19 protein-coding genes are annotated in these 24727 nt (G+C 71.4%); 7 read left to right on the forward strand and 12 right to left on the reverse strand.

The genetic code is table 11. The annotated features are described in order from the left end of the window. Window positions 1–55 precede the first annotated feature (55 nt). Complete coding sequence (locus ACVFYP_RS26385; RefSeq protein ID WP_499203160.1) at window positions 56–1051, forward strand: hypothetical protein; 996 nt, start codon at window positions 56–58, stop codon at window positions 1049–1051. Window positions 1052–1061: 10 nt separating this feature from the next. On the opposite strand, the gene ACVFYP_RS26390 is transcribed toward ACVFYP_RS26385, so the two are convergent. Next, entirely contained in the window at window positions 1062–2135 is a 1074-nt protein-coding gene (locus ACVFYP_RS26390) for an AbrB family transcriptional regulator (RefSeq protein ID WP_499203161.1), read from the reverse strand. Window positions 2136–2301: 166 nt separating this feature from the next. Between ACVFYP_RS26390 and ACVFYP_RS26395 the strand changes: the two genes are divergently transcribed. Continuing rightward, entirely contained in the window at window positions 2302–2574 is a 273-nt protein-coding gene (locus tag ACVFYP_RS26395) for a hypothetical protein (RefSeq protein WP_499203162.1), read from the forward strand. A 173-nt stretch (window positions 2575–2747) separates the two neighbouring features. Here ACVFYP_RS26395 and ACVFYP_RS26400 read toward each other — a convergent pair whose 3' ends face one another. The 7 genes from ACVFYP_RS26400 to ACVFYP_RS26430 all read right to left on the reverse strand — a co-directional run bounded on the left by ACVFYP_RS26400 (window position 2748) and on the right by ACVFYP_RS26430 (window position 10600). Beyond that, on the reverse strand, window positions 2748–4037 hold the full coding sequence (locus tag ACVFYP_RS26400; protein WP_499203163.1) for a DUF1217 domain-containing protein: 1290 nt from the start codon (window positions 4035–4037) through the stop codon (window positions 2748–2750). Window position 4038: 1 nt separating this feature from the next. Continuing rightward, window positions 4039–4443: a flagellar biosynthesis regulator FlaF gene (locus tag ACVFYP_RS26405; protein ID WP_499203164.1), complete on the reverse strand. Its 405-nt coding sequence runs from the start codon at window positions 4441–4443 to the stop codon at window positions 4039–4041. Window positions 4444–4504: 61 nt separating this feature from the next. Further along, entirely contained in the window at window positions 4505–5695 is a 1191-nt protein-coding gene (locus ACVFYP_RS26410) for a flagellin N-terminal helical domain-containing protein (RefSeq protein ID WP_499203165.1), read from the reverse strand. Between the two features lie 200 nt (window positions 5696–5895). Next, window positions 5896–6372 carry a flagellar biosynthesis repressor FlbT gene (locus ACVFYP_RS26415; RefSeq protein WP_499203166.1) on the reverse strand — a complete coding sequence of 159 codons (477 nt, stop codon included), beginning with the start codon at window positions 6370–6372 and terminating at the stop codon, window positions 5896–5898. Window positions 6373–6612: 240 nt separating this feature from the next. Beyond that, on the reverse strand, window positions 6613–7653 hold the full coding sequence (locus ACVFYP_RS26420; RefSeq protein WP_499203167.1) for a flagellin: 1041 nt from the start codon (window positions 7651–7653) through the stop codon (window positions 6613–6615). Between the two features lie 17 nt (window positions 7654–7670). Beyond that, the gene (locus tag ACVFYP_RS26425; RefSeq protein WP_499203168.1) at window positions 7671–9200 is read right to left on the reverse strand and encodes a flagellar hook-associated protein FlgK; all 1530 of its coding nucleotides are present in this window, start codon (window positions 9198–9200) and stop codon (window positions 7671–7673) included. Between the two features lie 32 nt (window positions 9201–9232). Next, on the reverse strand, window positions 9233–10600 hold the full coding sequence (locus ACVFYP_RS26430) for a flagellar hook protein FlgE (RefSeq protein WP_499203169.1): 1368 nt from the start codon (window positions 10598–10600) through the stop codon (window positions 9233–9235). A gap of 209 nt (window positions 10601–10809) precedes the next feature. On the opposite strand from ACVFYP_RS26430, the gene ACVFYP_RS26435 reads away from it, so the two are divergent. Together ACVFYP_RS26435 and ACVFYP_RS26440 are read left to right on the forward strand one after the other, a co-directional pair. Then, window positions 10810–12864 carry a flagellar hook-length control protein FliK gene (locus ACVFYP_RS26435; RefSeq protein ID WP_499203170.1) on the forward strand — a complete coding sequence of 685 codons (2055 nt, stop codon included), beginning with the start codon at window positions 10810–10812 and terminating at the stop codon, window positions 12862–12864. A 12-nt stretch (window positions 12865–12876) separates the two neighbouring features. Beyond that, the gene (locus ACVFYP_RS26440) at window positions 12877–13551 is read left to right on the forward strand and encodes a flagellar hook assembly protein FlgD (RefSeq protein ID WP_499203171.1); all 675 of its coding nucleotides are present in this window, start codon (window positions 12877–12879) and stop codon (window positions 13549–13551) included. Window positions 13552–13610: 59 nt separating this feature from the next. Here the strand turns inward: ACVFYP_RS26440 and pgi are convergent, their stop codons facing one another. Further along, complete coding sequence (gene pgi, locus ACVFYP_RS26445; protein ID WP_499203172.1) at window positions 13611–15239, reverse strand: glucose-6-phosphate isomerase; 1629 nt, start codon at window positions 15237–15239, stop codon at window positions 13611–13613. Between the two features lie 176 nt (window positions 15240–15415). On the opposite strand from pgi, the gene ACVFYP_RS26450 reads away from it, so the two are divergent. Both ACVFYP_RS26450 and ACVFYP_RS26455 read left to right on the forward strand, forming a co-directional pair. After that, on the forward strand, window positions 15416–18355 hold the full coding sequence (locus tag ACVFYP_RS26450) for an ATP-binding protein (protein WP_499203173.1): 2940 nt from the start codon (window positions 15416–15418) through the stop codon (window positions 18353–18355). Between the two features lie 55 nt (window positions 18356–18410). Then, window positions 18411–19403, forward strand: a complete 993-nt coding sequence (locus ACVFYP_RS26455) for a MerR family transcriptional regulator (protein WP_499203174.1) — start codon at window positions 18411–18413, stop codon at window positions 19401–19403. A gap of 58 nt (window positions 19404–19461) precedes the next feature. On the opposite strand, the gene ACVFYP_RS26460 is transcribed toward ACVFYP_RS26455, so the two are convergent. The 3 genes from ACVFYP_RS26460 to ACVFYP_RS26470 all read right to left on the reverse strand — a co-directional run bounded on the left by ACVFYP_RS26460 (window position 19462) and on the right by ACVFYP_RS26470 (window position 23139). Then, entirely contained in the window at window positions 19462–20187 is a 726-nt protein-coding gene (locus ACVFYP_RS26460) for a hypothetical protein (protein ID WP_499203175.1), read from the reverse strand. Between the two features lie 280 nt (window positions 20188–20467). After that, window positions 20468–21724, reverse strand: coding sequence for a M16 family metallopeptidase (locus ACVFYP_RS26465; protein WP_499203176.1), 1257 nt, complete (start codon window positions 21722–21724; stop codon window positions 20468–20470). Continuing rightward, window positions 21721–23139, reverse strand: coding sequence for a M16 family metallopeptidase (locus ACVFYP_RS26470; RefSeq protein WP_499203177.1), 1419 nt, complete (start codon window positions 23137–23139; stop codon window positions 21721–21723). The genes ACVFYP_RS26465 and ACVFYP_RS26470 overlap by 4 nt, the downstream gene beginning before the upstream one ends. A gap of 120 nt (window positions 23140–23259) precedes the next feature. On the opposite strand from ACVFYP_RS26470, the gene ACVFYP_RS26475 reads away from it, so the two are divergent. Continuing rightward, window positions 23260–24666 carry a hypothetical protein gene (locus ACVFYP_RS26475; protein ID WP_499203178.1) on the forward strand — a complete coding sequence of 469 codons (1407 nt, stop codon included), beginning with the start codon at window positions 23260–23262 and terminating at the stop codon, window positions 24664–24666. Window positions 24667–24727: the final 61 nt, after the last annotated feature.

The raw sequence follows: 24727 nt of genomic DNA on the forward strand, positions 1-24727 counted from the left end.
GGCCGGTGGGATGGGAGACAGGGACCCGACCCGGCGAGCAGTGGGCCACGGCATCGTGGCAGCGCTCGCGGCCTTGGCATGTCCGGCGCGCGCCGCGCCGGCCCCCGCCCCTGTCGCGGTCCCCGTGCCGGAAGCCGCGACGCTGCTGGCGGCGGGGCCGGAGGATGGGCTGGGCGCCCGGCTCGCCGCCCGTGCGGCTTCGACCCTGGCCCGCGGCCTGGTGCAGGCGACGGCGCTGCGGGTTTCGGTGCTGGGCGGGCCGGATGGCATCACCGCCGCGAACCGCTTCGCCTCCTCCAGCGCCGGCGATGGCCCGATGCTGCTGCTGTTGCCGGGCCTGGCGGTGCAGGCCCAGCTGGTGGGCGATACCCGGGCGCGGTTCGAGCCGCGCCACTGGCCCGCCATCTGCGGCAATGAGCGTCCGAGCCTGCTCGCCATCCGTCCCGGCCTGCGCCGGGGCGCAACGCTGCGACTGGCCCTGTCCGGGCCGGCATCGCCGGAAGCCGGGGCGCTGCTGGCGCTGGACCTGCTCGGCCGCCCCGCCGCGCCGGTCTTCGGCCTGCCGATCGATCCCGGGCCGAATGCGGGCCTGACCGATTCCGCGATCCGCGAAGGCGCGGCGGATGCGATGGTGCTCTGCGGCACCGGGGCGGTGGCGCGCGCCGCGGCGCTCGGCCTGGTGCCGCTGTTTGCCTTCGACGCCCCCGGCCATGCCCGCGATGCGGCGATGCCGGACGTGCCGGCGCTGGGCGAAGTGCTTGCCGACCCGACACGCCCGGATCTGCTGGAGGCCGTCCGTGCCACCGGCGCCGCCCTGCGCAGCCAGGCCTTGCTCGTGCTGCCGGCGCTGACCTCGGCCAATATCGTGGCGATGTGGCGTGGCGCCGCCCAGAGCTGGGCGGAGGAGGCGCCGGATGTGCCGGAAGCCGGCAGCCGCCGGCTCGGTCCCGGTGCGGCGACGCTGCTGCTCGGCACGCTATGCCCGGGGCCGGAGGCGGCGCTTTCCTATCGGCTGTGGCTGCAGAGCCGGCTGAATTACCGGGCGAGCTGAGCCGAGCGCGTTACTCCTCCTTGCGGGGGCCGCCGAGGCCGATGCGCTCCGCCACTGTCCAGACTGGGCCGACCAGCAGATTGCAGGCCACCGTCCGCACCAGGTGGAAGCCCAGCACCAGCGGCACGGCCAGGTCGAGCGCCTTGGCGGTGATCGTCATCTCCGGCATCCCCCCGGGCGCCATGCCGAGCACGACCGCTGCCGGCGGCAGGCCGGAAATCAGCCCCAGCGCGATCCCGAGCGCCGCCATCAGCGCCGAGAGAAGGATGGTGGACCCCACCGAGGCCAGCGCCAGACGGCGCGAGCTCAGCAGGAAGCGCTTGTTCATCCGTGCGCCCAGCCCGGCGCCCATGCCGATCTGTGCCACGTCGATCATCCAGAGCGGAACGCCGGAGGGCAGCAGTTGGAAGGCCGAGAGCAGGATGACCAGCAGGCAGGGGCCGAGCATCCAGGGATTGGCCAGCTTCAGCATCCGGATCAACAGCGCGACGCCGAGCCCCGCCGCCATCAGCACCGCGAGCCCCGCCAGATCCACCGCCGGGCGTTCCGCGAAAAAGGCGCCGGCCCCGCCCCTTGGCGCCAGCCAGGTGATCAGCGGCGGGAAGATCACCACCACCACCATGACGCGGATGGTCTGCGCCAAGGTGACCGACGGCACCGAAACCCCCGCGCGCTGCGCCAGCACGGCCATGACGATGACGCCGCCGGGCACGGCGGAGAAGTAGCCGGTACGCGCATCGGTCCCCGCCATGCGGGCGAAGGCCCGCGCCACCAGCGCGCCGACGATGATGCTGACCAACGCCGCCAGCACCAGCCAGGGCAGCGCCGTGGCCAGTGCCGCCAGCACCGGGGTGGTGAAGGTCTGGCCGAGGCCGAGGCCGAGAAGCAGCAGGGCCACGGGCCGCACCGGCGGGGCCACCACGGCGCGTTCATGCCAGGCCAGGGCGCCGGTGGCGGCCATGGCACCCAGCATCCAGGGCAGGGGAATGTGCAGAAGCCAGGCGATGGCCCCACCCCCTGAGGCCACGGCGGCGGTGAGGAGGTGGTTGCGGACGGAGGAGGCGGAGGGGGTGCTGATGGTCACTGGGCGCCGTCTTGCTGCACCACACCATCAACCCCCTGATGGGGCTCGGCAACCCCCGGGCGGCCCTTTCGCGGGCGGGCAATGGAAGCCTTCGCGCAATTCATGCTTTCTCAAGGTTCGTCGCATTATATGCAGCATTGCTTCGTTCTTTGAGAGGAATCCCGTGATGCTGAGTGCCACCTCATCCGTCGGCGCCGTGCGTCCCGCGCCCGAGCCGCCACGCGCGCCGCCCATCGCCGAGGCCCGGCCTGCTCCCTTGGCGCCGGCGACGCAGATGCGCATCGAGCCCGCGCTGCAACTGGTGGTGACCGAATTCCGTGAGCCGGACGGCGAGGTGCGGCAGAGCATCCCGACGCCGCGGGAGATCGACGCCTACCGCAACCCGCCACTGCCGGCGCCTGACAAGTCGGCCGATTCCGGGGTCGACGTCACCAGCTGAGGGGCACGGCGCCGGCGGCCTATCCGCCGGCGGTGCCCATCAGGCCTGCCTCTGAGCCTTTCGCGCTGGCGCTGCTGTTAAGCCGCCGCGCTGATGATGCATGGAATTTCCGCGCCGCCGCCACTGTGCAGCCGCCGCGCCGCCGCACGGAACCTCCGCCGGCTTGCCCGCCGTCAGATGTTGAGGGACAGGCTGCTGCCGATCAGGCTGTTGAGCGAGGTGGAGCCGCCGCCGAACAGCGCCAGCACCGGGCTGCTGTTGGTCTGGGCCGGCGCGGCCAGAACCAGATAGCGCTGCGCCATCTTCGCCACCGCCTTCGGATCCTGCAGATCCTCCAGCTTCACGCGCTGCGTCAGCATCGACTTCTGCTGGTCGAATTCCAGCAGGCCAAAACTGTCCGGCAGCCCGAGCGCCCCGCGCACCACCGTCGTCATCGCCTTGTCGGTCATCAGCTCCGAGATGGTGGTGACCTTCGACGCATTGCGGATGAAATACAGCGCTTCCCGCAGGCCGGCGTTGGAATCGCCCATCGCCTTCTCGTAGCGATTGGTCATCGCATCCGCGACAAGCTGGTCCAGCAAAGCGGGGTCGGCGAAGGGGGAGGTCTGTTCCAGCGCCGCCGCCGCCGCTTCCTCCGCCGAGGTGGGCAGGCCGGAGGTGGCGAGCGCGCGGGTCTGGGACGTGCTGAGCGCCGCCCGCTGTTCAACGGAAAGCGCCCGCGCCTGGCTCTGCGACAAGGCGGCAAGCTGTTCGGTGCCCAACGCGGCGAGCTGGCCGGTGGACAGGGCGGCGATCTGCGTCGTCGCCAGCGCGCGCATCTGCGCCACGCCGATCCCACCCATATCCGCCGCATCGATCGCCACGATCTGCCGCGTGGACAGCGATGCGATCTGGGAGGGGCGCAGCGCGGCCACCTGGTCCGCCTCCAGCGCCTTCACATCCACGGCGTCCAGCGCCGCGATGCCGGTCGTGCCGAGCGCCTGCACCTGGCCGGTGCTCAGGGCCCGGACCTGCGCCGTGCCGAGCGCCGTCACCTGTTCGGCCGTCAGCCCGGCGACCTTCGCCAGGGACATGGCCTGCACGGCCGTCGTCGCCAGCGCGGCGACCTGGGTGGTGGTCAGTTCGGAGGTCTCGCGCTGGGCGAAGGCCTTGGCCAGTTCGCGCCAGCGGCGGTCGGTCAGCTTGTTGGCCAGGCTGCCCTCGGCGGCCGGATCCTCGGTCAGGATCTTGCGCAGGATGCCGCGCTTGTCGATCTCGCCTTCCAGCTGGAAGGCCTCCAGCACCACTTGCAGGGTGCGTCGGTCCTTCAGCAGCGACTCCACATCGGTGTGGACGCTGGCGGCTTCCCGGAAGCGCTCCATCGCCGCCGCATTGTCCTTGCGCGCCGCGAAGCGCGCCTGCAGCCCGGCACCTTCGCGCTGCGCCACATTCAGGGCCGTCAGCGCGCCGAGGCCCGGCAGCATCTCAGGCGACCCGACTGGTGAAGGCGGCCATCGGCGAGGCGTTGAGGGTGGAGGGCGGCGGGGCGAGGCCGCGCTGGGCTTCCAGCGCGTCGATCATGTCGCGATGCAGGGCCATCAGCGGCTCCAGGCTGCCGCCGTCATCCAGCCGCAGGTTGGTCTCCCGCTGCGCCCAGAGACCGAGCGAGACAAGGTTGCCGCGCAGCTCCGCCGGCAGCTTGTTGCCGGGCGAGCCGAGGTCGTTGATCAGGATGGACCAGAGCCGATGCGCTTTTTCCAGAGCGATGGCCCGCGCACGCGTGCCGCTGGCCACGGATAACAACCCGTTGACATAGCGAAAGGCGCGCAATTCGATTTCGCGCGGGGAGGCGGTGGCGTTCTGGGTGGCGGCGTAGCGCGCGACGCTCATGGATCCTCCGGCACGGAATGGGGGGTGGGCGCGCCAGCAAGGCCAGCGCGCCCTTCATGGATTAGCGGAACAGGCTCAGCAGCGACTGGCTCTGCTCATTGGCGATGGACAGCGACTGGGTCGCCAGCTGCTGCTTGGTCTGCAGGCTGGTCAGCCGCGCGCTTTCCTCCGCCAGGTCCGCATCGACGAGCGCGCCGAGGCCTTCCTTGATCGAGTCATTCAGCTGCGTGGTGAAGGTCGTCAGGCCATCGACCTGACGGATGTTGGCGCCGAGATTGGCCAGCCGCGTGCCCATCAGGTCGATCGCGCCTTCAACCAGCGCGATCGCCTCATCCTGGCCGGTGCCGGCCGCCGGCGCGGCTTCCACCGTTGCGCCGGTGATGTCGGTGGTCACATCCTGCGAATTGCCGCGGATGTAGAGCTCACCGTCATTGTTCAGGCCGGCATCGAGGCCCGCTTCCTTCATGCGGGTGATCAGTGCCGTCACGCGCGTCAGCGGGCTGTCCGTCGTCTCGAACTGCACGTCATAGACGCGCGTGTTCGGGTCCGGCGTGGTGCCCAGCGCGGCGGAGCCATCGCTGAATTCGAAGACCAGGTCCACGTCTTCCAGCGCCGTGGTCGGGTCGTTGTCCAGGTCGCGCTGCACGGTCACGGTCAGCACTTCACCATTGGCCGGCGCCAGCGTGTCGTCGAAGGTGACGGTACGGGCAGCGGAGGTGACGGACAGGCCGGTCAGGTCGAGGCCAGCGGACGTGCTGTCGGTGCCGACCACCGCGGTGACCGAGCCCTGGATGTCGCGGACGATGTCGACCGAGGTATTGGTCACGCCTTCCACGGTCAGGCCGTTCACCAGCAGGTTCACGCCGTTGAAGGTGGCGGAATTGGCGAAAGCGTCGATGTTCTGGAGCGCGTTGGTGATCTGGTTGTTGATCTGCTCCGCATCCAGGCCCTGCTGCTGGCCCTGCGTCATGGTCTGCTTCAGGCGGCCGAGCTCGTCGGAGATCTGAGTCGCCGCGTCGCGCGCCACGGTCAGCGCGGACTTGCCGAACTTCAAGCTGTCCTTCACCGCCGTCATGCCGTTCAGGTCGGCGCGCATGTTCTGCGCGATGGAGAACACGGCGGGGTCGTCATCGGCCTTGCTGATGCGCAGATTGGTCTCGATCCGCTGCTGGGTCTTGCCCATGTCCTTGCCGATATTGTTCAGCGAGCGGATCGCCGCCATGGCGGCGGCATTGGTGTTGACGGAGGACATTGTCCCCATCTCCTTCAATCGACGTTCCGCGCGCGGGGGGGCCTTTTGCCTTCCGTTCGCGGGACCGGTGATTCAGTGCCGTCACGGCACCATCTCCGACCGGTCTTGCAGACCCGCGACCGCGAGCCTTCCTGAGCATCCTGACCGCTGTTGGTGAATCCGCGGTAAAGTCCGCGGCCCGCCAACGGCCAAAATGCAAACTAATCGAGATGCGGCCGTTCCGCGGCGGCCTTCGCCGCCACCGCCGCCGCAATCCCCGCCGCGGCCGGCAGCCCGGTCTGGGCATCGAGGCCCAGCACCGTCGCCTCATGCCGCATCACATGCCGCACCAGGCGCAGCGCCTGGTACCATTCATCCTGTTCGGCCAGCGCCAGCGAACGCTCAAGCAGCTGGCGCGCCATGTCGGAGGTCGTCGCCTCCTGGAACTCGGCCACCAGGCGGTGCGCGTCGGCCATCGCCGCCTCACGCTCCTCCTCCGGCCCGACATAGGCGCATTGCAGGGCAAAATAGATCCGACGCGAAGGCGTGTTCGCCCCTTCGGGCGACATCACCTGCTTGCCGAACAGGAATCGCGCCTTTGCAACCAGCTCGACCCGCGTCCTGCTGCGGAAACGCAGCGAGGCGCCATTTACCACCATCAACTCGCCGGCCCGCATCTCGAGCACCAACGTGGACATGCCAGTCTCCCAAATTTTTCGGCAGAATGGCGGGAAAGTGGCCGCCATGCCGTGGCGCCGGCGCATGCCGACCGTCGCGAGTTTTTCGCCACCATGGCCTCTTGCCACAGGCTCGTTCCTTCGAGCTTGCCCGATGCTTCGCGCCGCCACGGCGGATCGCACCACGCCTCTGCATCTTCCCGTATTGGCGTTAACCAGGGTTGAAGGGCGGCAAGGTTGTGGTGATATCACCGGAGATCGTCACCGCAGCAGCGTCGCGAGCGACAGGCGGGACAGCATGCCGGTGACTTCATAGGAGGCTTCCAGCCGGCTTTTCAGCTGGCTCGCCTCCGCCGAGGCCTGCGCCAGGTCCACTTCCTCCAGCGATCCGAGCTGGGTGCGCAGCGCCACCACCGTGTCCTTGTGCCAGTCCTGCGTCCGTTCGATTCGCTGCGAGGCGGCGCCCAGCACGGCCTGTTCATTGGCCACGGCGGTCGCGGCACCGCCGAGCGAGGTGGCCACGTCGTCCATCAGATCGCTCCAGCCACCGCCTTCCTCCGCCATGGCTGGCGTCACCGCGGCCAGCACCGCCAGGTTGCGCATCAGCTCGCGGCCCCAGCTCGCCGTCAGCTCGCCATCCTGGTTGCGGTTGGCGAAGACCCCGATCACCGCGCGCTCCCCGTCCGAGATCTGCACGGCGCGGGCCGGCTCTGTGCTGCCGGCGCCTTCCATGAATGCCGAAAAGGGGGTGCTGGCGGCGTCGGTCGCCGCGGTCACGGTATCGGCGATCACCGTCGCGCCATTGGTCGCGTCCAGGCCAGCGACGGCCGTCGCGATGGCGGTGGCCATCGGGCCAGTGGTGATATCGGCCGCGTTCGGCACGGGGGGCGAGGTCACGTCCGATCCACCGAACAGGTAGTCGCCGCTGTGCTGGGTGTTCAGCAGCGCTGCCACCTCCTCCAGCGCCGCCGCGGCGGTCTTGGCCAGCGCCTCCGCCCCGGTGCCGACCATGGTGCGGGCGCGCAGCGCTTCCGCCCCCAGCTCCGCGGCGATGTTCTGCAGGCGGCTCAGCACGGTCTGTGTCGCTGCGGCGCGGCCCATCGCGCGGTCGGCGGCATTGGAATAGGAATCGCGCCGGCCGACCTCGCCGCTCAGATCGATGCTGCGCCGCGCTTCCGTCCCCAGCCCGCCATAGACCTCCGCCTTCTGGCCGGTGGACACCTGGCGTGAGCTGTTGTCCAGCCGCAGCCGCAGCACCGCCTGGTCCAGCGCGAGATTGCCGATGCTGCCGATGATCGACATGGCCTGATTTCCCTATTTCAGCGAACCGAGGCGAACAGCGCGTCCCACATCGCCTGGATGGTGGAGATGACGCGCGCATTGACGCCATAGGCGGTCTGCAACTGCACCATCGCCGCGACCTCGGCATCGACATCGACGCCGGATCGCTCGGCCATCCGTTCCGACAGCATCTGCTGCAGGCTGCCGGCGCGTTCGGCGGCACCGCTGGCGGCGGCGCGCAGGCCGGTCTGCTCAGCGACCAGCGCCGCGCCGTATTGCGTCAGCGTCGTCAGCCCCGACAGGGGGGAGGACAGCGTTCCATCCGGTCCCAGCCCGCCGGTGGCGAAGCCGGGCTGGGCCACGCCTTCCGCCTGCTGCGCGCCGAAGCTGAAATCCAGCACGCGGTCGAGCAGGGTGGAGAAGCCGGCGGGGCCGCCCGTGGGGTTCGGCGTGAAGTCGCCCGGACCCGTGGGGCTGCCGACCACCGCATGGGTGCCGTCGCGCAGCAATGTCGGGTCCGCCACCACCGCGGCATTCACCCGGATGGCGCCGGCGAAACCGATCATCACGCTGCCGGCATAGGGCTGAGTCGGGTCCGGCACGGTGCCGGCGGTGTCGGTGAACAGGGTCAGCCCCTGCGCATCCATCCGGGAGGCGAGCTGGGAGGCGGCGATGTCCAGCTCCGCCTGAAGCCGCGGCAGCGTGGCGTCGCGCAGCTCCGCCGCCGCGCCCATCCGCCCACCGGTCAGTTGCCGCGTCACGTCGCGGCCATTCAGCATGACACCTGGCAGCGTGCCGCCGCTGCCGTGGAAGGCCTGGGCGCCCATGGTCGCGGGGTCCAGCGAGAAGGGTTTGCTGCCTTCCACCAGCGGCAGCATCGTGCCGCCCCGCGCCACCAGCGTCACCTCCCCGGTGTTGGCGCGGATCACCGTGATGTCGAGCGCGCCGGCGATATCGCCGATCGCCCGGTCACGTTCATCCTCCAGCGCCGCACTGCTGCGCCCGGCCGAGATCTCCTGCTTGATCTGGGTGTTCAGCCGGGCGACGGTGGACAGGTTGGTGTTCAGCGCCGTGACCTCGGCGCGCAGGGTGTCATGCGCGTCCTGCCGCGCCGCGCCGATGGCATCGGACACGTTGTTCAACCGGTCCGTCACCGTCGTCGCCGCCGTCACCACGGCGCTGCGCCGCACCGCATCCGAAGGCGCTTCCCGCAATTCGATGAAGCTGGATTGCAGGTCGGAGAGCAATCCGCCCAGGCTGTCGCCGGCTTCCGGCGAGCCATGGGCCGCCTCGATGCCGCCGAGCAGTTCCGCGCGCAGCCCGGCCGCCGCGGAATCGCCACCGGCGCGCCATTGCGCGGCCTGCACGGCGAGATCCACGTCGCGGGTGGCGATATTGGCGCGCACGCCCTGGCCGTTGCCGGCCACCGTCAGCGAATTGCCTTCCAGGATTTTCCTGGTGTGGCCGACGGTGCCGGCATTGGCGATGTCGTCCGCCGCTCGCGCCATCTGGCGATCGAGCAAGCGCAGCCCGCCGGTGGCGACGGACAGAGCGAGATCCAGCGTCATGGCCGGTCACTCCGGCGGCGGGGCGGCATCGCCTAGCGCTTCATGTTGATCGTGTCCTGCAGCATCTCGTCGCTGGCGGTCACGATGCGGGTGTTGGAGGTATAGGCGCGCTGGGCCAGGATCAGCTTCGAGAATTCAGCCGCGATATCGACGTTGGACCGCTCGAGCGAGCTGGTGACCAGCTTGCCGACGCCGTTCGTCGCCGGGTCCGTTACCCGCGCCTCCCCACTCTCGACCGTGCGCAGGAAGGCCTGGCCGTCCAGGCGCTGGAGCTTGTCGGGATCGTTGAAGGCGACGACGGGGACGCGGGCGACGACACGGGTCTGGCCGTTGTCGTAATTCACCGCGACATCGCCATTCTCCCGCACCGTGACACCGGAATAGGAACCGAGCGGCACGCCGTCCTGGCTGAAGTCGCGCTGGGTGTATTCGGTGCCGGAGAAGCTGGTCAGGCCGCTCGCCACGCCGAAGCCGCCCAGGCCGATGCTGATGTCCTGGGGCCCGAAGCCATAATCCACCTGGAAGCTGAGCGAGGCGGCGTCACCCAGCGCGGTCGGCGCGATCGCCGGGACAGAGGTGCTGCTGAGCGGCGTGATGGCGGAGATGGTGCCAGCCGGCGCGTCCACCACCGGCGGGCCGGCGGCGATCTGCCCGCCGAAGTCGATATCGGTGAAGATGCCATCGGCCGGCGCCAGCGTGTCATTCTCCGGCGTGATGCGCAGCCGCCAGGTGTCGGTATCCAGGCGCCACCAGTCGAGTGTCACCTGCTGCTGGTTGCCGAGCGCGTCGAAGATCTGGATGACGCTGCTGACCGGTTCCTCGGTTGGGGCCCAGGGGGCGGCGGTCGGCACGGTGGCCACGATATCCGCATTCGCCGGCAGGTTGGCAGCCAGGGTCAGCGTGGTGGTTGGCTGCGGGTTGTAGACCAGCTCGCTGATCCGGATCGGCGCCAGGTTGGTGCGGTCCGGCTCCCCGTTCTGCTGGATCTCCCATCCCTGCAAATAGTAGCCGGACGAGTTCACCATGTAGCCGTCGCGATCCATCGAGAAGTCGCCGGCACGGGTGTAGAATTGCCGCTCGTCGAAGACGACGGTCGAGCCCTGGCCACCGCGGGCCTGGGCGACCGAGAAAAAGCCCTGGCCGGCGATGGCGAGCGAGAGGGGGTTTTCACTTTGTGAGACCGTGCCCTGCACCGTATTGGTGTAGTCCGGCCGCGCCTCCACCGAACCTGGCATATGCAGGCGACTGTTGGAGCGGGTGAGCCAGCTGGTGAAATCGGTGTCAACGCGCTTGAAGCCGATGGTCTGGCTGTTGGCGACATTGTCCGAGACATGGCCCAGCGCCCGTGCCTGGGCGGTAAGGCCGCTGATCGCGGTGTTCATCGAGCCGAGCAGCGACATCGGTCTGATCTCCGGAGAGGGACGAAAGGGGTTCGCTCCGGGGTAACGCAACCGCCGTGCCAGCCCCGGACGCGGTCCGGGCCGGCCGGTCCTGCCGGGTGACGGCAGATCCTGCCGGGCCACGCCCCGGGACTGCCGGGTTGCGGGCGGCTGGCGCTGGCATGGCGGTTGCCCAGGGATCGGCGCCAACGGCAGGAGCCGCCCCATCCATGGAGATCCAGACCACCACCCCCGTCAGCCCCGTCTCCGGGGCACGTGGTGCCGCGCCATCGCCGCAGGGCTTCGCGGCGGTGCTGGGCCAGGTGGTGCGCTCGGCTTCCCAGACGGCGGCCCAGACAGGTCCCCAGACAGCGCCCCAGACGAGCGTCGAGGCGGGTGAAGGCGCTGGCGCGGCGGAGGCTGCGGCAATGCCCCTGGCGGAGGGCAGCAGCCCGCCGCTGGCCAGCACTGATGCCGCGCCGACGCCCGTGGCGACTCTCCCCGATGCGGAAGCCGCTCTGACGACCGTTCTCCCGACACTCGCGGAGACACCGGCCGAGGCAACCCGTCTGGTCGACGTGGCGGAGACGACCGGCCCTGACCTGCCGGAGGCGGCAGGCGCTGCCGATATGCCGGAGGCGACCGGCCCCGAAATCCCCGCGCCGTCCATTCCGCTCCAGGAAGCGCCGCCGAACGTCACCCCGGCGCTGGCTGTCCCCGTTCCCACGCCGGCGGCGCCGGTGCCGCAGGGTAACGCCCTGCAAGGCGGGGAACAGCCGGCCACGGGCGCCCAGGCGATCGCCGACATCAGCGATTCGGCGCCGGCCGCGCCAATACCTTCTGCACCGCTTCCCTCCACGCCGGTGCTGGATGCTTCCACCGGCCCTGATCCGAGCGGTCTTACGGCGGAGGGGTCCGCCTTGTCCGAAGCTTCCTCGACCGGACCCTCTTCCACGGGCCTCGCTTCCGGCAGCCCGCCGGCGGCCGGTGTCGCCTCGACCGTGCCTGCTGCGGCTGGCCCGGTTTCGACCGGCCCCGTTTCGGTTGGCCCCGTTCCGTCCAGCACCGCCTCCGACGCCCCGGTCTTCCCTGCCCCCCCGGCGGAAGCAGCCGCGCCGAGTGATCCGGCGACCACGGCCGAGGCACCCATGCCAGGGCCGGTCGGGGCGGTGGCGGGGGCGTCCATGCCGAAGGCTGCCACCCCGACCGCCGCTACGGGCATGCCTGACATGGTTGCGGGCGGACCGCCCCCGGCGCCCCTGGCCGGCGCGCCCGGCGCCCTTCCTTCCCAGCCAGCCGAGACGGCGCCAATCGAGCCGGCGCCGGTGGCGCCGCCGACCGGATTGTCCACGCCGCCGCCTGTGATCGTCGCCGCCGGCATGCAGGCCGCTGTCGCTGCCGAGGCGACTGGCCCTGCTAAGCGGCCGGCCGCGCCGGTCGCATCGGCCAGCCCGTCGCGGACCAACCCTCTCTCCGCCGTCGAGGCCGCCGCGCCTTCCGCCGCGGCGATCCCCCTCGCGGAGCCCTCTCCCGGCACCTTGGAGGCGAGCCTGGCCGATGCGGCCCTTTCCGGGCCGTCAGCCTCGCTGGCGCAGGGGCCCGTGGAGGCCAGCCTGTTGGAAGCCAGCCTGTTGGAAGCCGGTCTGGTGGAAGCCGGGCTGGTGGAGGCCAGTCTGGTGAAGGCCAGCGCCGTGGAGGCGAGCCTGGTGGAGGCCGTGTCGCGCACCCTCCCGGGCGAGGCTTCGCGTGGCGAAGCGCCCGCCAACACCCAGGCCTCCTCCAGCCCTGCCAGCGTGCCCCTGGCGCCGCCCATCGAGCCCCCCGCGCGCATTCCAGCGCCCTTCCGCACGGCCTCCACCGCCCAGGTGGCCTGGCCCGCCCGGCAGGTGGCGCCCTTTGCCGTGGCCCTGGCGCTGGGCCCCGATTCCAGCCTGCGCCTGACGCTCGACCCGGTGGAGCTGGGCCGGGTGGAGGTCGCGATCGACCGCAGCCAGGGCGAGGCGACCATCCGCGTCATGGCCGAGCGCCCCGAGACCCTCGCCTTGCTGCAACGGGATTCGCGAGAGCTGGAGCGGGCGCTGTCCGATGCCGGCTTCGGCGCGCGCGCGCCCACTTTGTCCTTCAGCCTGAGCCAGGGCGGCGCCCAGCAGGGCCAGGCCGAGCCAGGCCAGCGCCAGGCCCCCCAGGGCCGCGCGGCCGCGCCCCCGGTTCAGGACCTGCCTGTCCACGCCCTTCCGGCCCGCCGCGCCTCGGCGCATCGCGGCCTCATCGACCTCGCCGTCTGACGGAGACTCCCCATGAGCGGTTCGATCAACAGCACGACCACCACCAGCACTGCCGCCGCCGCCGGCGCGGCAGCCAGCTCCGCGGCCCGGTTCACCGGCGACTTCGATACCTTCCTGAAGCTGCTGACCACGCAGTTGCAGAACCAGGACCCGACCTCGCCGATGGATGCGGACAAGCTGACCGAGCAGCTGGTGCAATTCTCCACCGTCGAGCAGCAGATCAACACCAACAGCACCCTGCAGCAGCTTCTGACGCTGCAACAGGCCAGCCAGCTTGGCGAGGCCGCGGGCCTGGTCGGCAAGCGTGTCGCGGTGGAGACGGACCGGCTGCCGCTGCAATCGGGCGCGGCGGAGATCAACCTGCCGGCCGCGGGCACCTCGACCCTGGCCCGCATCGAAATCCGCGATGCCGGCGGCAATCTGGTGCGCAGCAGCGATGTCACGCTCGGCACCGCCGCCAGCACCTGGAAATGGGACGGCACCAACAGCCGCGGCGTGAAGCAGGCCGATGGCACCTATCGGGTCAGTGTCAGCGGCCGCACCGCGGACGGCACGGCGGAGACCATGGCCTACACCGTCAACGGCCTGGTCACCGGCGCGGTGCGCGACAATGGTGTGGTCACGCTCCGCATGGGCACGCTGAACGTCGGCTACGACGCGCTGCGCAACCTCACCGGCGGGGTCTGATCTTTTGCGTCAATGCGCGCTCAGACCTTCGGTGCCTTCGCACTTTCGGTCATCGCGCTTCAGCCCGCCTGCAACCGGCGGATTTCCGCGATCATGGCGGCGGTCGCGGCATCGCTGGCGGGGGTGTCGCCCGCCAGCGCCGGCAGGATGCCGCCGGCCAGCTGCTTGCCCAGCTCCACCCCCCATTGGTCGAAGGGGTTGATGCCCCAGAAGGCGCCGAGGCAGGCGACCTTGTGCTCATACAGGGCGACCAGCGCACCGAGGCTGGCCGGGGTCAAAGCGGGCAGCAGGATGGAGGTGCTGGGGCGGTTGCCGGGGAAGGTGCGGTGCGGCGCCAGCCGGTCGATCTCGGCCTGGTCCAGCCCGCCGCGCGCCATCTCGGCGCGCGCCTCCGCCTCCGTCCGCCCGCGGGCCAGGGCTTCGGCCTGGGCCAGGACATTGGCCAGCAGGATGCGATGGCTGCCGGCATGGGCATGGTCGGGCCGCGCCACCAGCACGAAATCCACCGGCACCGGGGTGCTGCCCTGGTGGATGAGCTGAAGGAAGGAATGCTGCGCATTGGTACCCGGCTCCCCGAACACCACCGGCCCGGTCGCATGCGCCACCGGCTGCCCCTCCAACGTCACCCGCTTGCCGAGGCTTTCCATCTCCAACTGCTGGAGATGCGCGGCGAAGCGCGACAGGCGCTCGTCATAGGGCAGCACGGCGCGGGAAGGGTAGCCCAGGAAATTCACATGCCAGACCTCGGTCGCGGCCAGCAGCAGCGGCAGGTTCTCGGCCGGCGGCGCGGCCAGGAAATGGTCGTCCATCGCCCGCGCCCCGGCCAGCAGCCCGGCGAAGACCTCGATGCCGCAAGCCAATGCGATGGAAAGCCCCACCGCCGACCACAGGCTGAACCGCCCGCCGACCCATTCCTCGAAGCCGAAAACCCGCTCCGGCGCGATGCCGAAGGCAGCGGTGGCCGGCAGGTTGGTGGACAGCGCCGCCAGGTGCTTCGCCGCCGCCGCCTCACCCAGCCCCTGCGCCAACCAGCCGCGCACCAGATGCGCGTTGGTCATCGTCTCCTGCGTCGTGAAGGTCTTGGAGGCCACCAGCACCAAAGTGCGGCGCGGGTCGAGCGTGGGGCGCAGCGCCTCCCACGCATGGGCATCGACATTGGCCAGGTAATGCGCGCGCATCGGCATGCCGTGCCGCCACAGCGCCCGGGTCACCATGGCCGGGCCGAGGTCGGAGCCGCCGATGCCGACATTCACCACATCGGTGAAGCGGTCGCCGCCGGCGCCGCGGATGCTGCCGTCATGCACCCCGCGCACGAAGCCCGCCATGGCATCCAGCGTGCCGCGCACGGTGGCGGAGGCATCCTGCCCGTCGGTGCGATAGCCGCCGGCCGGCGCGCGCAGCGCCATGTGCAGGGCGGCGCGGCCTTCCGTGGCGTTCACCTTCTCCCCGGCCGCCATGGCGTCGCGGAAGCGCGTCACGCCGCGCGCCTCGGCCAGGGCCAGCAGCGCGGCCAGCACCGGCTCGGTGAGCGAGGTGCGGGACAGGTCGAGCAGCAGGCCTGCGGCGCGGAAGCCGAAGCGGCGGGCGCGGTCCGGGTCGGCATCCAGCAGCGGGCGGATCTCCGCCGCGCCCTTCTGCCCGGCCAACCCCGCCACCACATCCCAGGCTGCTGCGTCCGAATCCGTCATGCCTGTCGTCCTTACGCTGGTTCCGGCAGGTGCGGATATCGCCGGCCGGCGATATCCCGGTGAAACATCCCCTGCTTATGGTCGGGGCTCCGGTAGGCTGGGCACCCGCCAGGTGGGCGGCAGGATAGCGGTGGGCGGGGGCGGTGCGAAGGGTGGGTAGGGGCGTGGGGGCAGGGGTGGCGGATCGGGTGGAAGGCGAGGGGCGCGCGGGATGGTGGCTGCCGCTGAGCCTGGCCGCCTTCACGCTGATCGCCGCCGGCCTGTTCCTGGTGGCCAGCCTGACCGATCGCCACGCCACGCTGGAGCGGGGCCGGGAGCAGGCGGCCCATGCGGCCGCCCTGCTGGCGCGGCAGGCCGGCCAGGTGCTGCGCATCGCCGAACTGACCACGGCGGGCGTCGCGCAGCTTGTCGAGGGCCGTGAACTCGCGGAGCTGAACGGCCCGGCGGCGCGGGCCCTGGCCCAGCTGGCTGTCGGGGCGCCGGAGGTCCAGGCCATCTGGGTGACGGATGCGGCCGGCCGGTTGGTGACCAGCACGCTGGGTGGCGCGACGGGGCTGGCGCTGGCCGACCAGCCCTATTTCGCGCCGCTGCGCGATGGCGCCGCCACTCATCTGTCCGGACTGCTCCACGATGGGCCGATCGAGAGGCCCTATATCGCCTGGGGCCGTGCCCTGCGCGGGCCGGAGGGCGAGTTCCGCGGCACCGTGCTCGCCGGCATCACCGTCGCCGAACTGGTCAGGGCGGCGGCGGCATTGCCGGAACAGGGCACGATCCTGCAACTCGACCGCGCCGACGGCACGCTGATGATGCGCTGGCCGCCATCGGCCAGCGACGCCTCGCTGCCGGGCCCGGCGCAGGATGCCGCCAGGGACTGGCTGCTGGCCCGGCACAGCGCCGCCGGCCTGTCGGTGATCGCCTCCGTCGCGCTCGACCCGGGTCCCTTGCTGGCGCCCTTCTGGTGGCGGTTGGTGCAGCGGGGCCTGGTCTTCGGCGGGGCCTTCGCGATCGCCGCCTTTCTGGCCGTCGCCGCATGGCGCGACCAGCGCCGGCAGGCGCTGGCGCTGCGGGCGGCGGAGACCCGCGGCGCCGCCCTGGCCGGCGCGCTGGTGGAGCGGGAGGAACTGCTCGCCTCGGTGCAGGAGGGGGAGGCAAGGCTGCGACTGGCCGAGCAGGCCGGGCGGATCGGGCTGTGGGACTGGGACCTGCGGGAAGGCCGGCTGGCCCTGATCGGGGAGGTCTTTGGCGACTGGGGCCTGCGCACCCGCCGCCGCATCACCGCCCGGACGGCGCTGCGTGGCGTGCGGGCGGAGGACCGGCTGGGCCTGGCCGCGGCGCTGACCGCCGCGGTGCGCGGCGAGGCGCCGCTGGAGGCCGAATTCCGCCTGGCCCCCAGCCGGAGCCAGACCCAGCCGGAACGCTGGATCGCGGTGCGGGCGGAGGTGCGGCGCGGCGTCGATGGCCAGCCCCGCCGCATGCTGGGCATCGCGCTCGATGTCACCGATCGCCGGCAGAAGGCGGTGGCGCTGGCGGAGGCCAATGCCACGCTGGAACGCCGGGTGGCGGAACGCACCGGGGCGCTGGCCGATGCCAATGCCCGGCTGCGGGAAGGGGAGGCGCGGTTCCGCGGCATCTTCGACGCGACCTTCCAGTTCATCGGCCTGCTTTCCCCCGACGGCACGCTGCTGGAGGCGAATGACGCCATGCTGCGCCTGGCCGATGCGCCGGCGGAGGAGGTGATCGGCCGCCCCTATTGGGACGCGCCCTGGTGGCCGGAAGAGGCCGGCCTTCGCGCCGCCGTGCGCGACGCCGTCACCCAGGCCGCCGCCGGCCATTTCGTCCGCCGCGAACTGGCGATGCGCGGCCGGGACGGTGCCACCCTGGCCATCGACTTCTCGGTCAAGCCGGTGCGCGACGAGGATGGCATCGTCTCCCTCCTCGTGCCGGAAGCGCGCGATGTCTCCTCCCTCAAGGCCGCTCAGGCGCAGTTGCTGGAGGCGCAGAAGATGGAGGTGCTGGGCCGGCTGACCGGCGGCGTGGCGCATGACTTCAACAACCTGCTGATGACCGTGCTGGGCAATCTGGCGCTGGCGCGGAAGCGGATGGGGGAGGCGGGGTCGCCCCAGCTGCTGCGCCACCTGGATGCCGCGGCGCTGGGGGCGGAGCGCGGCGCGCAACTGACCCAGCGGCTGCTGGCCTTCGCCCGGCGGCAAGATCTGAAGCCCTGCGCCGTCGATCTCACCGATCTGCTGGCCGGGCTGGGCGACCTGCTGAGCCGTTCCGCCGGGCCGCAGGTGCATGTCGCCGTGCTCGCCCCGCCTGGCCTGCCCCCGGCGCTGGTCGATCCGCACGCGCTGGAACTGGCACTGATGAACCTGGTGGTGAATGCGCGGGACGCGATGGCGGAGGGCGGGCGCATCGCGGTGCGGCTGGATGCGCAGTCGGCCCCTTCGGCGGAGGCGCCGGCGGCGCTGGCCCCTGGCGCGTATCTGCGCATCGCCGTCACCGATACCGGCCATGGCATGGATGCCGCCACCCTGGCCCGCGCCGTCGAACCCTTCTTCTCCACCAAGGGGCCGGGGCAGGGGACCGGGCTTGGCCTTTCCATGGTGCATGGGCTGGCGTTGCAATCCGGCGGCGCGTTGCAGATCGCCAGCCACCCCGGCCAGGGCACCACGGCGACGCTGTGGCTGCCGGTGTCCAGCGAGGCGCCGCCGACGGCCGAGACGGCGGCGGAATCCGAGGCACCGCGTGGCAGCGGGGTGGTGCTGCTGGTGGATGACGAACCGCTGGTGCTGGAAAGCTCCGCCGCCCTGCTGTCCGACCTGGGCTATGAGGTGCGGACCGCCGAATCCGCCGCCGCCGCGCTGGCGATGTTGCGTGACGGGCCGCTGCCGGTGGCGGTGGTCACTGACCATGCCATGCCCGGCATGACCGGCGCCGCGCTGGTCGCGAGGCTGGCGCGGGAAAATCCAGGCCTGCCGGTTATCCTCGCCACCGGCCATGCCGGCCCCTGGCCGGAGGGGGACGGCCCGCCCCGGCTGGCCAAGCCCTATACCCAGGCGCAGCTTGGCCGGGCCCTGGCGGCGATTCTGGAGCGGGCCGAAACGGGCCCTTGACCCGGACCTTGGGGCCGCCCGGATAAGACGGGCGGTCCATGTCATGAGGTGCCGCGTGAGCCTGTCCGAACGAGTCCTGAACCCCGCCGAGGCCGCGCGCCGGCTCGGCGTCTCCGCCAAGGCGCTACGGCTGTATGAGCAGCGCGGCTTGGTGCGACCCGCGCGTTCTGCCGCCGGCTGGCGCGCCTATGGCCCCGCCGAGATGGCCCGCGCGGCGGAGGTGGTGGCGCTGCGCGGCCTCGGGCTGAGCCTGGCGCAGGTGGCGCGGGTGCTGGGTGGCGATCCCGGCGCGCTGGCGCCCGCGCTGGCCGCGCATCAGGCGGCACTGGAAGCGCGCATCCGGGCGTTGGCCGGAACGGTGGCGGCGGTGGGCGGGCTGCGCGCCGGGCTGGCGCAAGGGCGGGTGCCATCCACCGGGGAGGTGGCGGCGCTGCTGGCCCCCGCTGGCGCGCCGATCCGCTTCGACCTGCCCTGGCCCTGGGGCGGCGAGCCCTTTGAACTGCCCGCGCCACAGCCGCTGACCTGGATCATCGGCCCGCTCGGCAGCGGCAAGACAAGGCTGGCGCTGCGGCTGGCGGAGGCGGTGCCGGGCGCCGTCTTCCTGGGGCTGGATCGTCATTGCGCCGAGGCCGATCCGGCGCGGGTCGCGGCCTGCCTCGCCTGGCTGGTCGAGGAAGGCGCCACGGAGTCACCCGCGCTGCTGGCCCTGCTGGCGGCGCTGGCGGCGGAGGGGCCGGCCGCGCTGGTCGTGGACATGGTGGAGCAGGGGCTGGACGAGGCGACGCAACTCGCCTTGGCCGCCCATCTGCGCCGCACAGCGCGCGCCGACCGGCCGTTGTTCCTGATGACCCGGTCCAGCGCCATGCTGGATCTGGAGGCGGTGGGACCGGGGGAGGCCATTCTTCTTTGCCCCGCCAATCACAGTCCGCCGCGCGAGGTCTTGGCCTGCCCGGGCGCGGCTGGCTACGAGGCGGTCGCAACCTGCCTCGCCCCGCCGGAGGTGCGGGCGCGGACGGAAGGGGTGATCGCCTGGCAGCCGCGGCCGTGAGGGGACTGGCGGTGGTCGCCGTTTACTGTGGCGCGGTCTTTTGGGGCGGGCGGGAGAATTACGGCGCGGAAGCGCTGATGACGGTCATCGGCGCTGATGCGGAGGAAACGGTGATGGACCCGGATGAAAGGGTAATGGACCCGGATCCAAGGGTCACGAAGTCAGCTGAGACCGCCATGCCCCCGGAGATCGGGCCGATTGTACGGGTTAATACCACGGACCGGGCGCTGCCATCATCCTGCTGAGATGCGAAACTCTGGCGTTGGCCGGCAGAATCGAAATTGATGGTCAGGCTGGTATAGTCCTGAATATTTTCGGGATCGAAGGTCGTCTCGATGGATGTCCTATCATCATAATAGGCGCGCTGCGAAAGAATGGCGCCGGCGGCATTGTAGTTGGTCGTCATGGAGTAGGACGAATACTGGTTCATATTGTCATAGTCGGTGTAGGATGAGGACTGGTCGTCTTTAATCACGGTCACGCTGTCGATACGGCCCAATGCGTCATAGCAAAACGTCGTCGACCAGACTATTGTCAAGCTGCGTGTGTCGTAGTACGTTTCGATCTTGGCCCAATTGTCATAAATGGCCGTTTCCTGGATGACGCGCCCCGATGAATCGTAGCGGGTGGTCAGGCTGGCGGATTCGTAGACGCCCTCATTGTCGTAATCGACGTGAAGCACGTCACCACTACTGAAGAAGGTGGTGTCGTAATCGATTCGGCCCAGCGAATCATGGCCGACGACGCGGGAGAGGCCGTCCGCATAGCTCCAGACTTCCGGCATTTGGGTATCCTGGATCGACGATCCCGAAACGAATAGGCCCGGCCGGAGCGTGCCGCAAGCCAAGAGATGCCCTCTCCACCCGCAGGGGGGAGAGAGCTATTCCCCTCGAAGCCCCGCTAAGAGGCCGTTTGAGAATGCCGGCGGCTGAGGGTTCGCAAGGGATTTTTCGTTCCGGGAAGGCGCGGGGCGCAGCCGATGCTGATTGCATCGGCAAGCCGCGCAACGCTCCCGGAGCGGAAAAGCCCCGCGAAACCGACCCGCCGGTGTTCTCAAACGGTCTCTAAAGCCCCGCCGGTTGCCCCGCCACGGCCACCGCCAGCCCATCCGGCTTCAGCAGCCGTGCCGCGACGGCCGCCGTGCCGTCCCGGGTCAAGGCGCGCAGCCGCTCATCGCGGCGGTCCAGCCAGTCGATCGGGCGCTGGTTGCGCTGCATGGCCAGCAGGGTCGCCGCGATGCGGCGCGTGTCGGTGAATTGCAGCGGCAGGTTGCCGGTCAGGAAGGCCACCGCATCCTCCAGCTCCGCCGCCTGCGGCCCCGCCGCCGCCATGCGCGCCCATTCGGCGCGGGTCACCTCCAGCGTCTCCGCCACCCGCGCATTGTCGGTGGCGGAGGAACCGACCACCACACTCTGCCCGAACAGTGTGTCGAGCCCCGCGCCGATGCCATAGGCCAGCCCACGCTGCACCCGCACCGCCTCCATGAGGCGGGAGGTGAAGCCACCGCCGGCCAGGATGCGCAGCACCACCTGGAAGGCTTCCCAATCCGGGTCGTTGATCGGCATGCCCGCCTGGCCGAACTGAATCGCCGATTGCGGCGCCGGAACCTGCAAGACGACCGGCGCGAAGGCGGTGAAGGCCGGCAGCGGCGGGGCGGAGGCCGGGGCATCCGCCGGCAGCCCCTCGAACAGCGCCGGCAGCAGGGCCGAAAGCTGCGCGGCCGTGATCGCGCCGCTGGCCGCCACCAGCACCCCGCCGGCCCGGATCTGCCGGGCCAGCGCGTCGCGGATCGCCTGTTCCGGCAGGTCGGTCAGCGTCTCCACAGTGCCGGAGGTCGGGCGGCCGGCGGGATGGTCGGGGAAGGCGGCGGCCCAGAAGGCGCGGCCGACCTGGCCACGCGGCGTTTCCAGCGCGGCGCGGGCGCCGGCCACCGCGCGGCCCCGGACGCGGGCCATTGCCTCCGCCTCAAGGCGCGGCGCGCGCATGGCCAGATTGGCCAGGCGCACCGCCTCCGGCAGCGCCGGCAGCAAGGCGCGCAGCGAGCCCTCAAACCCGTCGCGCTGGGCGGAGAAGCCCAGGCCGATGGCGGAATCGCGGAGGGCATCGGCGAAGCCCACCATGTCGAGATCGCCGGCGCCCTCGGTCAGCAGCGCCGCGCCCATGGCCAGCGCCCCGCCATGCTCCGGCGCATCCAGCGCCGCGCCGCCGCCCCAGCCCCAGGCGAGGGAGACAACCGGTACGGAATGGTCCTCGATCAGCCAGGCGGTCAGCCCGCCCGGGGCGGTAACCTGCTGGATGGCGACGGAAAAGGTGCTGGTCATGCCGGCACCTCCGCCGGAGCCGCGACCCCTTCGGGCAGCAGCCACCCGCTGGCCGAAGGCGCTCGGCCGAGTACCGCCGCGGCGGCCGCCGCCACCTGGTCCCGCGTCACCGCGCGCAGGCGTCGCGGCCAGTATTCCACCGATTCCAGCGGCATCCCGATGGCCAGCGCGCCGCCGATCATGCGCGGGGCCGCGCCGAGGCCATCGAGGGCCAGCAGCGCGCCGGCCGACATCTGCCGGATGCTGCGCGCCACCTCGGCCTCGGTCGGGCCACCCGCATCCAGCAGGCGCTTCACCTCGGCCATCATGGCCTGCTCCACCCGCTCCGGCGCCACATCGCGGCGCGGGGTGGCGGCGATGTCGAAATCGCCCCAGCTTGCCGTGTCGCCGTCGTAGCTGGAGCCCACCGCGAGGGCGAGCCCGCCCTCCACCAGGGCGCGATGCAGGCGGGAGCCCTGGCCGCCGCCCAGCAGATGGCGCAGCACTTCCAGCGCATCGGCGTGTTCGGTGGCGCCGGCGGTCTGCGTCGGCGCCTGCCAGGACCGCAGGAAGGTCGCCTCTCCACGCAGCCTCGGGTCGTTCTTCACCAGCCGGGGGATGGGGGCGGCGGCCGGCGGTGGGGCGCGGTCGCGCGGCACGGCGGGGCCGGCGGGCACCTGGCCCCATTGCTCGGCGATCTGGTCCCAGAAGGACTCGCCGCTGACGGCGCCGGCCACCACCAGCACGGCATTGCCGGGGGCGTAGCGGGCGCGGAAGAAGGTCATCAGATCGGCATGGCGGATCGCGCGGATTTCCTCCTCCCAGCCGATGATGGGGCGGCCGTGCCAATGCTGGCGGCCCCACATCGCGGCGGCGAATTCCTCATAGAACAGCGCGCGGGGGGAAGATCCGGTGCGCTGGCTGCGCTCCTCCAGGATCACCTGGCGCTCCGACTCCATTTCCGATTCCGGGATCAGGGCGGAGGCGAAGCGGTCCGATTCCATCATCGCCACCAGGCCGAGACGGCTGGCTTCCACATGCTGGAAGTAGCCGGTCACGTCGCGGGAGGTGAAGGCGTTGTCATTGCCCCCCTCCCGCGCCACGCGGCGGGAGAACTCGCCCGATTCGACGCGGCGGCTGCCCTTGAACAGCATGTGTTCCAGATAGTGCGCGATGCCGGACAGGCCCGGCGGGTCCTCTCCCCCGCCCGCCGCCACATAGGCGTATTGGGCGATGACCGGGGCGCGACGCTGTTCGACATGCGCCACGCGCAGCCCGTTCGGCAGGGTGCGCAGCGTGGCGCCGAACAGCGGCCGGTCGGCCAGGTCGGCGGTGGGGGAAACGGGTGGCATCTGGGCGAGCACCTCAGGGATGGTGCCCGCTGCGGCGGCAGCAGCGGCAACCTGAAGGGCGGCGCGGCGGGTCAAGGTCGTCATGTCTCCTACATGGGCCTCTTCCGGCGCTTGGCAAAGCACCCAGACCGGTTTCCATCGCGCTGCCTCGACGTGGCGGGGTGGGGGGTGATAACCGCCGCGCGGCAGACAGGCGGAACCACCATGGACCGAGAAGCGCAAGGCGGCTGGGGCGCGACGGGCCTGGTGGCGCTTCTGTCCATGCTGCCGGCGCTGCTGGCGCTGCTCGTCTTCGGCCTGTTCCAGACCCCCGACAGCCCGACCTACCTGACCTATGCCGAGGCCCTGCGCGCCGGACCGCTGCCGGAGGGGGCGGCGCTGCTGCGGCAGGGGCCGGCGCCGGCGACGCTGTTCCGCACGCCGGGCTACCCGGCGCTGCTGGCGCTTTTGCAGACCCTGGCGCCTCAATCCTGGCCCGGCTGGCTGGTGGCGGTGCAGATGGCGGCGCAGGCGGGGCTGGCCGCGTTAGCGCATCGCACGGCGCGGGCGCTGGGCCTGGGGGCGGGGCTCGCCGTGGTGGCGGCGCTGCTGCCGGCCAGCGGCCACGCCATGCTGGCGCAGATCTCGGTGATGACGGATGCCATCCACGGCGCGCTCGCCGGCGGCGCGGCACTGCTGCTGCTCTGGGGCGCGCTGCGCCGGCGGGGGCTGTGGCCGGTGCTGCTGGCCGGGGTGATGCTGGCCTTGGCGACCTTCGTACGAGAGGCGACGGCCTATCTCGCCTTGGCCTATCTGCCCGCCGCGGCCATCGCCGCCGGGCGCGGCGCCACCGGCTTCCACCGGGGCCGCGCGCTGCTGGGCATGGGACTGCTGCTGGCGCCGGTGCTGCTGGTGGCGGGCGCGCTGCTGGCCGAGAATCAACGGCGCAGCGGCGCCGCGGTGCTGTCCACCAGCCGGCAGATCGTCATGGTGCAGGCGGTGCTGCCGCTGCTGGCGCGCGGCGTGCCGGTCTATGACGGCGACGACCTGTTCGACCGCCTGGCGCGGGAGACGGTGGGCCGCGACGGCTATGTCGGCATCGACTCGCTGAACCAGCGCCTGTTCGAGGCCGGGCTGAGCGCGCCGGAGATCGCCGCCTTGGCCAGCGACCGCTACGCCCGCGCCTGGCGCCGCCATCCGGGGGAGATGCTGCGCGCCATGGTGGTGCGGCTGCCCGCAAAGATGTTCGGGCTGGGCTTCATGCCGGTGGATATGGTGGCGGAGCTGCACCGCCAGGCCGGCGCACCCCGCCCCTGGTTCGGGCGGCCGGATGCGCTGTGGCGGGATGGTTCGCCGCGGGCGCTGCTGCTGCTGGCGGCGCTGCTGGCCAGCCGCGCGATCGGCTTCGCGCTGGCGGGCGCGGCGCTGCTGGCGCCGCTGATCCTGGCCCGCGCCAGGGACTCGCGGGCCTGGCCGGTGCTCGGCGCCTGGCTTGTGGTGGGCGGCTATTTCGGCGTCCACCTGCCGGTGCATCTGGAACAGCGCTACCTGCTGCCGATCGTGCCGCTGGTGGCGCTGCTGGGCCTGACCATGTGGCACATGGCGATGAGCTGGCGATCCCGCGCGGGCTGATATCAGATCCTGCCGATCGCAACCCGCCAGCGCAGGGCGCCGCTTATGCGGCGCCCTGAGA

Source organism: Roseomonas sp. F4, from assembly GCF_053891155.1.